This is a genomic window from Rhodococcus sp. G6(2025), from assembly GCF_058628105.1.
Genome location: NZ_CP179750.1, coordinates 7,496,388 through 7,511,018, shown reverse-complemented (window position 1 = coordinate 7,511,018; position 14,631 = coordinate 7,496,388). Strand labels below are relative to the sequence as shown.

The following is a 14,631-nucleotide window of genomic DNA, read 5'->3' as shown; positions in this document are numbered from 1 at the left end:
GTTCGTCGAGAGGAGTTGTTGTGACCCTGGCTGTGGGACCTACAGCGGCTGCTCTGCGGCACATCGAAGCCGTCGTCGCCGAGCGGCAGTTGGGCCCGGGGGACAAGCTGCCGACCGAGCGGGAACTCGCCGCCGACGCCGGTGTCAGCCGTGCCGTGGTCCGGTCCGTCCTCGAAGACCTCGAACACCGGGGAACCGTGGTGCGTTACGTCGGCCGGGGCACGTTCCTCGCCCCGCGGGAATCCGTCGACCCGGAGACGGCGAACCATCCCAGCCCCAGCGAGATCATGAGCTCGCGGCTCATCCTCGAACCGGAACTGCTCCCACTCGCCGTGGCAGCAGCGACCCGTGACGACATCGAGGAAATGCGTCGCTGCCTGCGCGGCGGCGACGGCGCCCGATCCTCGGAAGAGTTCGAACGATGGGACACCGCGCTGCACCACAGCTTCGCGCTCGCCACCCACAACATCGTCCTGATCGGGGTCAGCCAGCTCCTCATCGACAGCCGTCAACAACCGATCTGGGGTGGGCTGAAGAAACGCACCTTCAACCCCGAACTGCATCGCGAATACTGCGGCGAGCACGAGGACATCGTCGACGCCATCGCCGACCGGGACCCGGACAGCGCCCGCACCGCGATGCGCGTGCATTTGCGGCACGTCCGCACGACCCTGCTGGGAGACAACGCCTAACCGCACCACACGGCGTCCAGGCAAGGTGTCATTTCTTGCCGTAGAGCGAAACCGTCGCATCCGAGAGTGTGGGGCCTATCCGAAATTCGGTGGATCTGATTCTGGTGCATCGGAGAGGCGTCGCCCGTGCGCGTGGGGTGGGGGATGTGGTCAGGGGTGGGGTGTGAGGTGGTTCCATGCGGTGTGGAGGGCGTCGGTGGCGGTGATGGTGAGTCGGGTTTGGCCGGCGAGTTGCGTGCGCCATTCGTTGTCGCTGGGCGGGCGGGTGAAGACGTAGGTGCCGGGGTTTTTCCCGGTCGGCCCGTGTTTGCGGAACAGTGCTGCGGTGTGGGGGTTGATGGCGCCGATGTTGGCCAGTGCCCACAGGTCCCAGAGGTCGCGGGCGGCGGCGCGGCCGCACCAGGTGGCGGTTTTGGAGGCGGCGAACGCGGGCAGGGTGGGCACGAGGAGCCGGGCGGGTGGGGCGTCGCTGTAGCGCTGGATGAGGGTGCGGGGTTCGGTGGGCTAGAGGGTGCGGTCGGTGGAGGCGAGGAGTTGGATTTCCACTGCGAGGCCACTGGTGGTGTGGAGGGTGGCGGCGTCCACGCTCGTGCCGGCGCTGAGCGGGGGCGCCCATTCGAGGCGACCGTAAGCGCGTTGCAATGCTCTCGGGAGCGCCGCGTCGAGGTCGGCGGCCAGGGTACTGCGCGGGGTCGAGGGCGATGAGGTCGATGTCCTCACTCAATCTTCCATTGGGGAGGTGTGTTCGGGCGGGGGCGGTGCCGCCGAACAGGTCGGTGACACGGTCGCGTTCGTCGAGGTTCACGAGGCTGCCTGCACCCAGGTTTCGGCGCGGGCGAGGGCTGCGGTCAGTCCCTGCTCGGCGGCGAGGGTGTTAAGGCGTTCGCGGTCGCTGCGCCGATAGAGCGAGGTGACGGCGGCGGGGATTTCGTTTTCGGCGTCGCCGAGGGCCGGCCAGCGTGCCAGGTCGAGGACGGTCTGTTCCGGGGTGGTCACCAGTGCCGGCCCGAGGGGGGTATTAAGGCGTTCGGCGTCGAGTTCGGGGGTGTCGCGGCGGAGGAACCGGATGGTGGCGGTCCTGTCGGTGAGGGTGATGGTCCGGTGCCGGCGGGGGACGGCGACGACCGCGGTGGCCAACGCACGAGGGATCGCGTGGTGGAGGCGGGCGGCGCTGATGCCCATCACGATCGCGTGATCGGGTCCGTAGATCGCGGCGGCGATTCCGGCGGCGGTGGCTTCGAGGTTCGGGATCCAGGGTCGCCCGGCCTGTTCCGGGGGGATCACGATGTAGTAGCCGGGGGCGGCGCGGTGCAGGACGCCGCGTGTGACCAGGCGGGCGAGTTCAGGGCGGGGGTGGGCGTAGACGTCGGTGGCGTCTTGGGGGCGGAAGGTGCGCAAGGGCCGGCGGGCCAAGGCGGCGGGTACGGCGGTGCTGTGCGCGGGTGCCACGACCCCACCTCCGCTGCGTGTGCGTTTCGTAGGGTTAAAGCCCACGAAACGTCCAGTACGAAAGCAAAGGGGAGGGCACTCAGTGGGCGGCGCGTGCTCGGAGATACACGTCCCTTATCGCTGGCTCGTCGCGGCGATCGTGTCAGTGATCTGCCCGCGCTGCTCGGCGGTCAGGTCGCGGACCCGGGCGTCGGCGGCGATGCCGAGCATGACCATGACCATGACTCCGGCCGGCCGGTCTGTTCGTTGGGTTCGGGTGTCGGCACTGGGGTTCCTCTCGGTCGGCCGGCGGCTTGCCGACCACGTCACCTACGACCACCACGCGGCCAAGGCGCCCGCACACGGTGTCACCCCGGTGGCAGTCGGGGAGTCGCCGTTGGTCGTGATCCGTGCGGACGTCGAAAGTGGTGCCCGTCGACGTTGACGGGCGGAACCAGCGTGCCTCCCGGAGCGTGTGAAATCCCTGGTCAACCAACTCCAGAATTTCTATAGTGGTGACTGTAGACATTGAGGGGACGCTGTTGTAGAGTTCCTCTCGTCGCAAGGAAAGAGTTCACGAGGTGCGGGAGAGAATGAACTGCCCGCAGAGAAGTACCGCAAGACCAGGATGTGCCGGGCAAGGGTTGATGTGAGTGTGTAAGGCCCCGGCACATCCGGCGGCTGCCGGGCAGCACAAAGGCCCGACAGCCGGAAGAAGTGCAGTGAATAAGGAAGTGAAACCCGCTCCGGCCCCCGGTGCCTCACGGCGCCGGGGGCCCTGTCCGTTGGAAAGGTGTCACCCCATTCCGGAAGATTCGCCCGACCGAAGCGCGGCCGGGAAGCTCGACGACGAGGACTACCCGGCCTACAGCATGGGTCACGCCGCCGAGATCCTCGGCGTGACACAGGCATTCCTGCGCAGCCTCGACGCCGCGAAGCTGCTCACCCCCGGACGATCAGACGGCGGCCACCGCCGCTACTCCCGTTACCAGCTGCGTCTCGCCGCCCGAGCCCGCGAACTGATCGACCAGGGCACCGCGCTCGATTCCGCGTGCCGCATCATCATCCTCGAAGACCAACTCGCCGAGGCCCGACGTATCAATGCTGAACTCCAGCACCCCCACCGCCCCAAGTCGGACGGGCCCGGCCCCGTAATCAGCTGAAACACCGTCTGATGAATCAGGCAGATCGATAGACGATTCGTTGTCACCGGTTGTCGATCCCTATCCGGAAATACCAAGTAGGTGGCGCAAGGGGCCTGGCAGGCACATTGGTCGACCCTCGCGGCGAATTCATTGGGCGCGTAGCTTGATCGGCGCGGTGACGTCGCGGGGAGCACTGTCCGACTTGACGGCACGCGCAAACGTGAACTGGCCCTCGACCTGCACGCGATACAGGTCGAAGCCAAATCCGGACAGGACATCTCGGAGTCGCGCCTCATCCGAACCGATGCTGGAGGTCGGCTCACAGAGCCACAGATGCCCCTCGACCGGGAGAATCCGGTGCGTTTCGCGGACGTAGTCGGCGTGGTTCTTGCCCATCAGTGCCAACGACAGGATCGCGATGTCGGCGGATGCGTCGTCGAGCGGGACGGCAGCGATATCGCAGACAGTCACACGGTGGTCGAACGCGACATGGTCAAACCAGAATCGTGTGACCGCTGCTCACCCGGTCGGCGAGCAACATCTCACCGCTTTGCATCCAAGCTGATGACCCGTGGGTCGGGGTCGGGGGATCGACATGGTTCTCCTGCCTGTCGTAGGTGACGGCGGTCTCTCGGTTGCGTTCTCCGGCGCTCGGACCGGCGGTGAGGTCATACCTAGTTCACCACGCAAGACGGGGCTGGCTGGCGTGGACCTGACCGGTGCTGCGGCGGGTCGTTGAGGTTGAACTTCGCCGGTGGGGCGCCCCGAGGATGCGCGGCGAAGCCGGATACGGTCGGCAGTGGAGGCGCACGAGGCGCGGGGACTGTTTCCCGCCGTCCCACGCAGCGGTTATGCCGTTGAGACCGGTTCGGAGAATTCTCGGCGGAGGTGATGGTCGTCCTCGCCGGGTGTGTCCGAGCTGCCGGTCAGCTCGTCGAGGAGGATGTATCCCCCGTAGCCGAGGCCGGCGACGGCGAGGACAGCGGCGTACAGCCGGTCGAGCATCAGTTTCTCCGTATCGTCTGCGGAAACCCCCGAGCCGGCCAAGTATGCCCCTGGACCCGCCGGTTCGGGTACTGCCCGACCGGACGGTTCGAAGACTGTCCTTGACAGACCTCAAGCTAAGGAAACCTTGCAATTGGGGTGTGACTCTGGTCTCATTGTGGGATGTCCACCTCTGTCGGCGGCCCAGCGTCTGTCTCTCTCGTCAGCCGAGACGTCGAAGAGGCGCGTCACGTGGGTGGGCGACTGTTCTACCCGCACTCCGTGGAAGTTCTCGGTGATCAGCAGAGCTTCGGCATACACCTCGATGCCGCCGAGTTGGGCCCCGTCACGATGGGCTGGCTGTCTTACGACACCGAGGTCGAGATCGAAACCGGCGAACTCCAAGACTGGTACCAGGTCAATGTGCCGGTGAGCGGCCGGTTGAAGACGAGTTCGGGCGCGGACCGGATCATCGCGACCCCGTCGTGCGCCGCCGTGTACCGCGCGGACCGCGGATCGGTGCTCCAGGGCTGGGGGCAGGAGACCCGGCGAATCCTGGGAATGAAGATCGAACGCCGCGCCGTCGAGGAGCAACTCGCGCTGCTCCTCGGACGCCCGATCCGCAATCCGATCGCCTTCGACCTCGCGTTGGACATCACCACCGGCCACGGGCAGCAGTGGTGGTCCGTGATGCGGGCCCTGTCGGTGCAACTGCGTGACACCGACGCCCTCTTCCGCCACCCGCTACTGCTGGCGCCGCTGACGCAGAGCGTGATCGTGTCGCTGCTCCTGGCGTCGAGCCACGACTACAGCGAGCAGTTGGCGGCGACCGTCGCCCCCGCCTGCCCGGCGGCGGTCGAGCACGCCAAGCAGTACATCGAGGCGCACGCGGACGAGCCGTTGACCGCCCTCGAGATCGCCGGCGCGGTCGGGGTGAGTCTGCGGGGGCTGCAGCACGGCTTCCAGACGTCGTTGCAGACCACCCCGATGCGCTATCTGCGGGACCTCCGGCTGCGGAAGGTCCGTGGCGACCTGCTGGCGGCCGATCCCGAGTCGGCAGGCGTCGCCGAGATCGCGTACCGGTGGGGTTTCAACCACCTCGGTCGCTTCGCGGGACAGTACCGCGAGATGTTCGGTGAAAGCCCTTCTGCGGCACTGCGTTCGACAACTTCTCGATGATCAGAACCGGAGAACCGGTTTGATCGAGGCACCGCTGGTCATGTCCGCGACGGCGGTGTTGATGTCGTCGAAACCGTAGTGGGTGATGAGGCGGTCGATCGGCAGCCGGCCCGACTTCACGAGGTCGACGAGAACGGGGATGAGCGTCTGGGTTTCGCTGTCGCCCAGCGTCAGACCCACGAGGGTGCGGCCCGGGATCATGGCGTTGACGTCGACCGGCACCTCGGTGCCGAATGCCGGTGCGCCGACGATGACGGCGGTGCCGCGAGGTGCGAGCGCGTCGATCGCGGTCCGCAGCACCCCGACGTTGCCGGTGGTCTCGACCGCGCCGTCGACGCCGCCGGGAACGATCTTCGCCAGTTCCTCGGCGGTGTCGACCTCGGCGGCGTTGATCACCTGGGTCGCGCCGAGTTCGCGGGCGAGATCGAGCCGCGCCGGAACCCGGTCGACGACGATCACCTTCGACGCCGGGGTCAGAGCCGCGGCCATCACCGCCGACAACCCGACGGCGCCCGCCCCCGTGACGAGCACGGTCTGCCCCGGGCGGGGCTTCAGCACGTTCCACACCGCCCCGACACCGGTCTGCACACCGCACCCCAGCGGCGCCAGTACGTCCAGTGGGGCGTCCGGGTCGACCTTGACCGCACTGCGCGCGTCGACGACGGCATGGTGCGCGAAGGAGGACTGCCCGAAGAAGTGCCCACCGATCGCCTCGCCGCCGCGACTGACGGGGCTGGTGCCGTCGGCGCGCCCGCCCCCGATCAGGTTGAGCGGCAACCACGTTGCGCAGTAGGCCGGATGCCCGTCGCGGCAGTTCCCGCACGAGCCGCACGAGCTGAACGACAGGAGGACGTGATCACCGACGTCGACCGTCGTCACGCCGGCGCCGACCTTCTCGACGATCCCGGCTCCCTCGTGCCCGAGCACGCCGGGCAGCGGGAACGGCAACGCGCCCGAGGCGACGCCGAGGTCGGTGTGGCACAGGCCCGCGGCGACGAGACGAACGAGGATCTCGTCGGGGCGTGGCTCGTCGAGGTCGACGGTGGACACGGTGAACTTCGCTCCGCCGGTTTCGACGACGGCGGCAGTGGTGCTGGTGGTCATGGATGCTCCTGAAAGGTGGGTGCGCTCTAGGCGAGGGAGATGACGACGGACTTGACCTTGGAATACGACTCGAGGGCCTCCGGGCCGTATTCGCGGCCGAATCCGGAGTTCTTCACGCCGCCGAACGGGACCGCCGGGTCGAGCATCGCCCAGTCGTTGACCCACACGATGCCGGCCTGCAACCGGGCTGCGACCCGATGGGCCCGTGCGACGTTCGACGTCTGCAGCCCCGAGGCGAGTCCGTATTCGGTGCTGTTGGCCAGCGCGATCGCCTCGTCCTCGGTGTCGAACGGTTGCACGGTGAGCACCGGCCCGAAGATTTCCTCCTGCACGACGCGGGAGGTGTTGGGCAGGTCGGCGATCACGGTCGGCTTGTAGTAGTAGCCGCCGCCCAGGTCGAGTCGTTCGCCGCCGGCGACGATGCGGCCACCGTCGGCGCGGGCGATCTGCACGTACTCTTCGACCTTCCGCACGTGCTTGTCCCCGGCCATCGGTCCGACGACGGTGGCCGGGTCGAACGGGTCACCAACCGGCACACCGGGAACGGCCTGACCGAGGATCCCGAGCACCGTCTCGTAGAGCGGGCGGGCGACCAGCAGTCGCGGCCCGCCCATGCAGAACTGTCCGGTGTTGAACACGAAGCCCTTGATGATCGCGCCGATCGCCTTGTCCACGTCGGCGTCCTCGAAGACGATGTGCGCGGCGTTGCCGCCGAGTTCCATGGTGACGGGTGTGAGGTTCTCTCCGGCGACGCTCGCGGCGTGCCGGCCGACCGCCGTCGATCCGGTGAACGCGATCTTGTCGATCCCCCTGTGCTGCAACAGGGCCTCGCCCACGGTCGATCCCTTCCCTGTGACGACGTTGACCACACCCGCGGGAACCCCTGCCTCGGTGAGGATCTCCGCCATCAGCAGGGCGCTCAGCGGAGTGTCCTCGGCTGGCTTGTGGACCACGGTGTTCCCGGCCGCCAGGGCGGGTGCGATCTTCGACGTACTGAGGATCAGCGGGAAGTTGAACGGGGTGATGGCGCCGACGACCCCGAGCGGTTCGCGGCGAGTGTAGGCGTGGGCGTCGAGTGGAGTCTCCCGGTTCGAGCCGCCCGCGGTCTGCGCGAGCGCGGCGCAGTACTCGTACTGCTCGGCGGTGGTCACCACGTCGACCGGTCGGCACAGGGAGACGGGTTTGCCGACGTCGACGCTCTCGACGGCGACGATCTCGTCGGCCCGTTCGCGGACGAGCGCAGCGACGCGGAGCAGGATCCGGGCCCGTTCGCGGCCCGGCAGTCCCGACCAGCGGCCGTCGTCGAACGCGGCACGTGCGGCGCGTACGGCGGAGTCGAGATCGTCCGCGTCCGCCTCGGCGACGGTGGTGACGGGCTTCCCGGTGGAGGGGTCGACGATCTCGAATCGTTCCCCGGCACCGGCCTCGCGCCACTGCCCGTCGATGAACAGCTGGCGTGGCCCGATCTGCGGGCGGGTGATGACGGCGGTGTCGTCGGTGACTGTCATGTCGCTGCCTTCGCTTCGTGTGAGCTGCCGACCGTATTCGGCAGGGTTCCTTGTGTTCGTTGTTGCGGTCGAACCCGGCTCGGGCGACCTAAGATGGTCAGGAAACCTGAGGTCCGAGTTCGCGGGCCTCGAGCTCGAGGCGCGGGGAGAAGTGGGCGATGACGGCGGATCTTCCGGACGAGATCGATGAGACACCGCTCGACGGGGAGTACGCGCACGACTCCTCGCCGACCCTGCTGTACGCGATCAAGCAGGTCGAACTGGCGATCCGATCCCACATGGATGCCCTGCTGCGGCCGATGGGCATCACCGCGCTGCAGTACACGGCGCTGACCGTCCTGCGCCGGCGCGACGGGTTGTCGTCCGCCGAACTGGCACGAAACTCCTTCGTCACCGCGCAGACGATGGGCGAGATGCTCTCCGCGCTGGAGCGCCGCGGACTGGTGACCAGGCGCGTCGACCCCGCCAATCGTCGCCGCATGCTCACCAGCCTCACCCCGGAGGCCCTGGATCTTCTCGCCGAGTACGACACGAGCATCTGCGGGTTGGAGGAACAGATGCTCGCCGACATGAGTGTTCGTCAGCGCGAGGCGTTCCGCGGATACCTCGGCCGCTGCCGGACCGCCCTGGCCGAGACGCCCGCGCACTGAGGCGCGTGGCGTGTCAGAGGTTCTGGCCACGGAACCGCTGCGGCCACACACCGGACTTGCCGGGCGCGATGATGCCGTTGGGGTCGAGGGCGTCCTTGATCTTCTCGTGGAACTTCAGCAGCGCACCGTCGCCCCAGTCGAACGTCGCCATCACGTCGTCCATCAGGGCGTTGTGGGTGCGGTATTCGCCGTAACCGGCTTCGGCGGCCTCGCGGACGAGGACCTTCGTCATCTGCAGGATTTCCTCACGAGCATCGGGGATCGCCGTGTCGTAGATGAACAGGCACACGTGGTGCATCTCGCGGAGCCCGATGATGAATTGCGCCGCGTAGTCCTTGGCGTATTCGTCGGCGCGAGCGCGCACCATCTCGAACTGCTTCATCGCCTCGCGCCCGTCCGGCGCCGACACCGGGGAGAATCCGATGTGCCCGCCGTTGGATACCCAGTCCAGGAGCTGCAGTTCGTCCAGGCTGGGGATGCCGTTGTTGATCTTGTGCCTGTCCTGCAACACATGTCCACCGCGGTCGTCGCGTTCCTCGTGTGTGAAGAAGCGGGCGCCGGGAATCTTCCCGAACGCCTCCTTGATCATCCCGTAGTACATCTCGATCAGCGGCGGAGGTCCGTACAGGGTGCCGTAGAAGTTCCAGAAGCCGAGATCGAGATCCTTCTTCATCCTCTCGATCGCCTCGGCCGGCATCGGCCCGTCCCCGTCGAACCACTCGGTGCGCTTCGACACCGCCGCCGCGTCCATGAAGATATTGCGTAGCACCGGAACATTCTGCAGCGGAGCCATATTGATGCGCAGCGGCAGCATGATGTCGACGATCTGCTCCAGATCCTCCTCCTTGTCGAAGGTGATCAGGAACGACTGCGACGCGGGCGGCCGCTGCATCAGGGCGATCCCCATCTTGGTGACGATCCCGAGATTCGACTGGGTGAACATGCCGTCCGGGAAGGGGCCGAACCCGTAGGGGAACAACTGCCACGCGTCGCTGCCGGGCAGTGCGCCCATGCCGGTGCGCATCACATCGCCCTGCGGCAGAACCACTTCCAGTCCCGTCTGCCACATGAAGTGATCGCCGTACGGGGTGTACCCGACGCCGCGGTCCAAGGTGTTTCCCACCACGCTGCCCCATCCCAGGTCGGGGCAGTCGAGCATCAGTCCGGAATCATGGCTCTGGAGGTATTCGTACAGGTCGAAGTAGGTGACCCCGGGTTCGAGCAGTGCGTAACCGTACTTCTCGTTGACCTCGAGGATTCGGTTCATCCGCTCGCCGGTCTTGACGATCACCGAACCCGACAGCCTCGGGGCGGCGCCGCCGTAACCGTTGTTCTTTCCGGTCGAGACCGGGGAGAGGGGGATGCCGTACTCGTTGGCGATCCGGACGATGTCCTGGACCTGCTCGGTCGACTCCGGTGAGACGACGGCCGACGGCATGTTGGCCTCGGCGGCGCCGACCGGGTACGGGTCGCGGAACGCTTCGAGTTCGTCTGCGGTCGACAGGACCCACTTGTCACCCACGACGTCGCGGAAGCGCTGGAGCGCCGCGTCGAATCGCTCGTCGGAAACGCCAGGGGGAAGGGTTCGCGTCATTCTTGACTGCTCCTCGTTCGGCGGCCGCCTCGATGCGGCCGGGTCGTACGCAAGACCTGCGACAGCTGTTCGCTGAATATCAGGTTTCCTTGCTTACAAGTGTGAGGGGCGTCACTGCGCTGGGCAATCCGCTACACGCCGAGAGGTGGGACGCGGACTTCGCCGTATCCGTGCTGGTCAGGGGGATGCTCGGGCGACGGCCTATCCGGTTTGCGCAAAACGGCGGCGGTGACCGGGCCACCCGTCACGGGATCCCGGCCACCGCCGCTTGCGTCTGCGTCGTTCAGGGTTTGAGCTGGATCTTCACCGCACCGTCCTGCTTCTTCTGGAAGATCTCGTAGGCGTGGGGTGCCTGTTCGAGGGGGAGTTCGTGGGTGGCGAAGGTGTCGACGCCGAGTGGGTCGTCGTCGCCGAGGAGCGGCATGATGTCGTCCACCCACTTCTTGATGTTGGCCTGGCCCATGCGCAGCTGAATCTGCTTGTCGAACAACGTGAGCATGGGAATCGGGTCGGCCATGCCGCCGTAGACGCCGATGATGGAAATGGTTCCCCCGCGGCGGACGATGTCGATCGCCGAATACAGCGCGCCGAGTCGGTCGACACCGGCCTTCTGCATGAGCGGCGCCGCCACCGCATCGGGCAGGTACCCGACGATCTGCTGGGCGAGCTTGCCGATCGGTGAACCGTGCGCCTCCATGCCGACCGCGTCGATCACCGAGTCGGTGCCGCGACCGTCGGTCGCGTCGCGGATGACGTCGGCGAGATCGCCGCCGTGCTGGTCCAGGTCCAGGGTTTCGATGCCCCGGGACTTCGCGCGAGCGAGACGTTCGGGGACGTTGTCGACCGCGATGACCCGTGCACCCTTGTGGTGGGCGATGCGCGCCGCCATGTCTCCGATCGGGCCGAGGCCGAGAACGGTGACCGACCCGCCCTCGGGGATCGCGGCGTACTCGACCGACTGCCACGCCGTCGGCAGCACATCGGACAGGTAGACGAATCGGGAATCCGGTGGGCCCTCGGGGACTTTCATGTGGGTGAACTGGGCTTGGGGGACGCGCAGGTACTCGGCTTGTCCTCCCGGCACCTCGCCGTAGAGCTTGGAGAAACCGAACAATGCCGCTCCCATGCCCTGCTCGCGAACCTGCGTCGTCTCACACTGCGTGTACAGCTGCAAGTTGCACATGAAGCAGTCGCCGCACGAGATCTGGAACGGGATCACGACGCGGTCGCCGACCTTCAGGTCGCCCGCCGCCGAGCCGACCTCCTCGACGATCCCCATCGGTTCGTGGCCGAGGATGTCCCCTTCTCCCATGAACGGGCCGAGAGTTTCGTACAGGTGCAGATCGGAACCGCAGATGTTCGTTGTCGTGACCTTGATGATGGCGTCGGTCGGGTGTTCGATCTTCGGATCGGCGACGGTGTCGACGCTGACCTTTCGTTTGCCTTGCCACGTGACTGCTCGCACTGGGAACCACACCTCTCGTCGGTCGATGTCCGTAGTCGGGTGCCCGACGGGAGATGGAGGTAAACCGTGCTCGAGGGGGTGTGCCTACTTGACGGCGATGACGTCGACGGGACGAATATCGGGGTCGGTGGCGAGCAGTTCGGGGCCGACCTCGCCCAGTGCCTGGGGGATGGCTCCGGTCAGGTGCGCCTGCCGGCCTTCCTCGTTCTCGAACGTGTCGAAGATGCCGTACGTCGTGTCGCTGACCTTGAACGCGTACCAGGTGACGGTGCCCTGTTCTTCCGCCGCCAGGGCGCGCCCCTGCTCCAGGAACGCGGCGAGTTCTTCGCCCTTGCCCGGCTTGGCCTCGAGCAGTGCCAGTAGTCCTCGGTCGATCGTCATGATGTCTCCTCGATGTCGTTCCGACGTGGTCTACCCATGACGTTAGGAGTGCCGAGCCGCAAGCGGAATGGGTGTCATCCGGCGCGGGCCGCGACGAGGGCGGCGAGCCCGTCGAAGATGCGGGCCAGGCCGAATTCCAGCGCGTCGTCCTGCCCGGAGGTGGCACTGGCCGACGTGAACGCGGCCGTCACCTGGGGGTAGCGGTCGGCGTGGTCGGCGAGGATTCCCGTCATGATCGCGTTCAGGGACTTCTCGGGTGTGTCGGTTTCGGCGCCGGGTGCCGTCGTCTGCTGAGCGAGGCTGCGCACGTGACCGGTGATCAGGGCCACCGCGTCGAGGCGTTCCCCGCCGGTGAGTCCCGTGTCGCGCAGTGCGTCGAGGCCGGTTTCGAGCCAGTCCAGTTCGTTCGGGCCCATCACTCGCGGACCGACCGCCACGTCCACCACCCACGGATGCCGCCGCAGGCCCGCCCACATCCGGAGAGCCCACTCGTGGAGCACAGCGCGCCAGCCGCCGTCGATCTCGGACAGGTCGGGCGCGGGTCCGAGAGCGGCATCGAGCATGAGGGCGGTCAACTCCGCCTTGCCGGGGGTGTAGCGGTAGAGGGACATCTTGGTGAACCCGAGGTCCTCCGCGAGGCGTTGCATCGACAGTGTGGCGAGGCCCTCGGCATCCGCCATCGAGATCGCGTTGGCGACGATCTGCTCGAGGCTCAGCGCAGGTTTCGGTCCCCGCTTCGGTCTCTCCGGCGATCCCCACAGCAGCTCGGCGGTACGGGGCTGGGTGACCATCTGCGCTCCTCCGGACGACTCTTGATCCGGAATAGTGTCTACCATATACTGATTTGTGTCCGTCAGACACAATTACTCCGCGGAGGCTCCCATGCCGAACAGAACCGTCCTGATCTCGGGTGCAAGCATCGCCGGTCCGGCACTGGCATTCTGGCTCAGCCGCTGCGGATACACCGTCACCGTCGTCGAGCGGGCACCCGACCTTCGGCTCGGCGGCCAGGCCGTCGACTTCAAGGGGGAGGTTCACCGAAAAGTGTTGGAGAGGATGGGAATCCTCGACGACGTACTCCGTCGGCAGACCGGTAAAACCGACCTCCTGATCGTCGACGAACGCGACAGGCACCTGGCGACCATCCCCGGGGAATTCGTCGGCGGCGACATCGAGATCGCGCGGGGCGACCTCACCGAGATCCTCTACCGGCGCACCGCGGATTCGTGCGAGTACCTCTTCGGCGATTCCGTCACCGCACTGGTCGACACGGACTCGGGTGTCGAGGTCACGTTCGAGAAGTCGGACGCACGCCGGTTCGACCTGGTGTTCGGCGCCGACGGCATCCACTCGGCCGTCCGCCGCCACCGGTTCGGGCCGGAGGACGAGTTCGTCCGATACCTCGGCTACTACTACGCCGTCGTCGGGACCACCGGCTCGGCGAGTGACGCCTCGCCGGACCGGGAACGCGGGACGGGACTGATGTACAACGAGCCGGGACGGATGGCCGTCGTCGGCGGACCGAAGGCTCCGGAATTGTTCGTCTTCGCCTCCGATCGGATCGAGTACGACCGCGCCGACGTCGCCCAGCAGAAACGAATGCTGACCGCCGCGTATGCCGATGCGGGGTGGCGCGTGCCCCGGCTACTCGCGCGCCTGGACGACGCGCCCGACTTCTACCTCGACTCGATCGCGAGGGTCGAGGCCGATGCCTACACCGCCGGCCGCGTGGCCCTGGTCGGTGATGCCGCGTACGGAAATACGCTGGGCGGCTTCGGGACCGGCCTCGCCCTCGTGGGTGCGTACGTCCTGGCGGGTGAGCTCGCCGACGCCGACGGCGACCACCGCGTGGGGTTCGGACGCTACAACGAAAAGATGCTCGGGTACGCGAAGATCGCCCGCAAGGGAAGTGCCGGACCGTTTCTCGCGCCGAAATCGGCTACTCGAATCAGACTGCGCAACTGGACGTTCAAGTCCACGTTCCTGTTCGGCCTGATGATGAAGCTGACCGACTCCTTCGCTACCGACATCGATCTGCAGGACTACCCGGCGCTGCGATCAGCCCGGTGTGCCGGCGATGTTGACCATCCATGAAATGCCGAACTTGTCGGTACAGGCGCCGAATTCGTCTCCCCACATCTGCTTCTCCAGGGGCACGGACACGGATCCGCCGTCGGCGAGTTTGGCCCAGTAGCCGCGGAGTTCGTCGCCGTCGTCTCCGCTCAGGCTCACCGCGATGTTGGTTCCCGGGTTGTGTTCCATACCGGGCGGGGTGTCTGCTCCCATGAGCGTGTAGCCGGTGTCCGACTCGAGCATGGCGTGCATGATCTTGTCGGCGCCTTCGCCTTCCGGCGCACCGTATTCACCGAACGTGTTCAACGCAAGGGTGCCTCCGAAGACGTCCTTGTAGAACTCCATTGCCTGCCGCGCGTTGCCGTCGAAGCTGATGTAGGGGTTGAGCCGAGAGGTCATGGGACATGCTCCTTCTTCGTGCCGGAACC

17 protein-coding genes and 1 pseudogene are annotated in these 14,631 nt (G+C 66.8%); 6 read left to right on the top strand and 12 right to left on the bottom strand.

Annotation, left to right across the window (positions count from 1 at the left end):
• Window positions 1-20: 20 nt before the first annotated feature.
• On the top strand, window positions 21-692 hold the full coding sequence (locus tag ACLIVD_RS34810; RefSeq protein WP_283333126.1) for a FadR/GntR family transcriptional regulator: 672 nt from the start codon (window positions 21-23) through the stop codon (window positions 690-692).
• Between the two features lie 150 nt (window positions 693-842).
• On the opposite strand, the gene ACLIVD_RS34805 is transcribed toward ACLIVD_RS34810, so the two are convergent.
• From ACLIVD_RS34805 to ACLIVD_RS34795, 3 genes are all read right to left on the bottom strand, one after another.
• The gene (locus ACLIVD_RS34805) at window positions 843-1,136 is read right to left on the bottom strand and encodes a nucleotidyl transferase AbiEii/AbiGii toxin family protein (RefSeq protein ID WP_491931541.1); all 294 of its coding nucleotides are present in this window, start codon (window positions 1,134-1,136) and stop codon (window positions 843-845) included.
• A 60-nt stretch (window positions 1,137-1,196) separates the two neighbouring features.
• Complete coding sequence (locus tag ACLIVD_RS34800; RefSeq protein WP_317569420.1) at window positions 1,197-1,412, bottom strand: hypothetical protein; 216 nt, start codon at window positions 1,410-1,412, stop codon at window positions 1,197-1,199.
• 81 nt (window positions 1,413-1,493) lie between these two features.
• Window positions 1,494-2,141, bottom strand: a complete 648-nt coding sequence (locus ACLIVD_RS34795) for a type IV toxin-antitoxin system AbiEi family antitoxin domain-containing protein (protein WP_491931540.1) — start codon at window positions 2,139-2,141, stop codon at window positions 1,494-1,496.
• 214 nt (window positions 2,142-2,355) lie between these two features.
• Here ACLIVD_RS34795 and ACLIVD_RS34790 point away from each other — a divergent pair, with 214 nt between their 5' ends.
• Complete coding sequence (locus tag ACLIVD_RS34790) at window positions 2,356-2,565, top strand: hypothetical protein (RefSeq protein ID WP_283333122.1); 210 nt, start codon at window positions 2,356-2,358, stop codon at window positions 2,563-2,565.
• Between the two features lie 277 nt (window positions 2,566-2,842).
• Complete coding sequence (locus tag ACLIVD_RS34785) at window positions 2,843-3,283, top strand: MerR family transcriptional regulator (protein WP_348539592.1); 441 nt, start codon at window positions 2,843-2,845, stop codon at window positions 3,281-3,283.
• Between the two features lie 129 nt (window positions 3,284-3,412).
• Here ACLIVD_RS34785 and ACLIVD_RS34780 read toward each other — a convergent pair.
• Together ACLIVD_RS34780 and ACLIVD_RS34775 are read right to left on the bottom strand one after the other, a co-directional pair.
• Window positions 3,413-3,751, bottom strand: a pseudogene (locus ACLIVD_RS34780) (class I SAM-dependent methyltransferase); the annotation flags it as partial.
• A gap of 363 nt (window positions 3,752-4,114) precedes the next feature.
• On the bottom strand, window positions 4,115-4,270 hold the full coding sequence (locus ACLIVD_RS34775; RefSeq protein WP_198602205.1) for a hypothetical protein: 156 nt from the start codon (window positions 4,268-4,270) through the stop codon (window positions 4,115-4,117).
• Window positions 4,271-4,501: 231 nt separating this feature from the next.
• Here ACLIVD_RS34775 and ACLIVD_RS34770 point away from each other — a divergent pair, with 231 nt between their 5' ends.
• The gene (locus ACLIVD_RS34770; protein WP_491931539.1) at window positions 4,502-5,428 is read left to right on the top strand and encodes an AraC family transcriptional regulator; all 927 of its coding nucleotides are present in this window, start codon (window positions 4,502-4,504) and stop codon (window positions 5,426-5,428) included.
• Here ACLIVD_RS34770 and ACLIVD_RS34765 read toward each other — a convergent pair whose 3' ends face one another.
• Both ACLIVD_RS34765 and ACLIVD_RS34760 read right to left on the bottom strand, forming a co-directional pair.
• Window positions 5,429-6,532: an NAD(P)-dependent alcohol dehydrogenase gene (locus ACLIVD_RS34765; RefSeq protein ID WP_317569424.1), complete on the bottom strand. Its 1,104-nt coding sequence runs from the start codon at window positions 6,530-6,532 to the stop codon at window positions 5,429-5,431.
• A gap of 26 nt (window positions 6,533-6,558) precedes the next feature.
• Window positions 6,559-8,040, bottom strand: coding sequence for an aldehyde dehydrogenase family protein (locus tag ACLIVD_RS34760; protein WP_283333117.1), 1,482 nt, complete (start codon window positions 8,038-8,040; stop codon window positions 6,559-6,561).
• A gap of 158 nt (window positions 8,041-8,198) precedes the next feature.
• Between ACLIVD_RS34760 and ACLIVD_RS34755 the strand changes: the two genes are divergently transcribed.
• Window positions 8,199-8,690 carry a MarR family winged helix-turn-helix transcriptional regulator gene (locus ACLIVD_RS34755; RefSeq protein ID WP_283333116.1) on the top strand — a complete coding sequence of 164 codons (492 nt, stop codon included), beginning with the start codon at window positions 8,199-8,201 and terminating at the stop codon, window positions 8,688-8,690.
• Window positions 8,691-8,703: 13 nt separating this feature from the next.
• Here ACLIVD_RS34755 and ACLIVD_RS34750 read toward each other — a convergent pair whose 3' ends face one another.
• The 4 genes from ACLIVD_RS34750 to ACLIVD_RS34735 form a co-directional block, all read right to left on the bottom strand.
• Window positions 8,704-10,284: an FAD-binding oxidoreductase gene (locus ACLIVD_RS34750; protein ID WP_491931537.1), complete on the bottom strand. Its 1,581-nt coding sequence runs from the start codon at window positions 10,282-10,284 to the stop codon at window positions 8,704-8,706.
• A 283-nt stretch (window positions 10,285-10,567) separates the two neighbouring features.
• Window positions 10,568-11,749 (bottom strand): zinc-dependent alcohol dehydrogenase, encoded by a 1,182-nt coding sequence (locus tag ACLIVD_RS34745; protein ID WP_280779543.1) that lies wholly within the window; start codon window positions 11,747-11,749, stop codon window positions 10,568-10,570.
• 84 nt (window positions 11,750-11,833) lie between these two features.
• Window positions 11,834-12,130, bottom strand: coding sequence for a putative quinol monooxygenase (locus tag ACLIVD_RS34740; RefSeq protein ID WP_491931536.1), 297 nt, complete (start codon window positions 12,128-12,130; stop codon window positions 11,834-11,836).
• Window positions 12,131-12,204: 74 nt separating this feature from the next.
• Window positions 12,205-12,921 (bottom strand): TetR/AcrR family transcriptional regulator, encoded by a 717-nt coding sequence (locus ACLIVD_RS34735; protein WP_491931535.1) that lies wholly within the window; start codon window positions 12,919-12,921, stop codon window positions 12,205-12,207.
• 91 nt (window positions 12,922-13,012) lie between these two features.
• Here ACLIVD_RS34735 and ACLIVD_RS34730 point away from each other — a divergent pair, with 91 nt between their 5' ends.
• Entirely contained in the window at window positions 13,013-14,224 is a 1,212-nt protein-coding gene (locus tag ACLIVD_RS34730) for an FAD-dependent monooxygenase (protein ID WP_491931534.1), read from the top strand.
• Here the strand turns inward: ACLIVD_RS34730 and ACLIVD_RS34725 are convergent.
• The gene (locus ACLIVD_RS34725; protein WP_073360863.1) at window positions 14,189-14,602 is read right to left on the bottom strand and encodes a VOC family protein; all 414 of its coding nucleotides are present in this window, start codon (window positions 14,600-14,602) and stop codon (window positions 14,189-14,191) included. The genes ACLIVD_RS34730 and ACLIVD_RS34725 overlap by 36 nt on opposite strands.
• Window positions 14,603-14,631 lie beyond the last annotated feature (29 nt).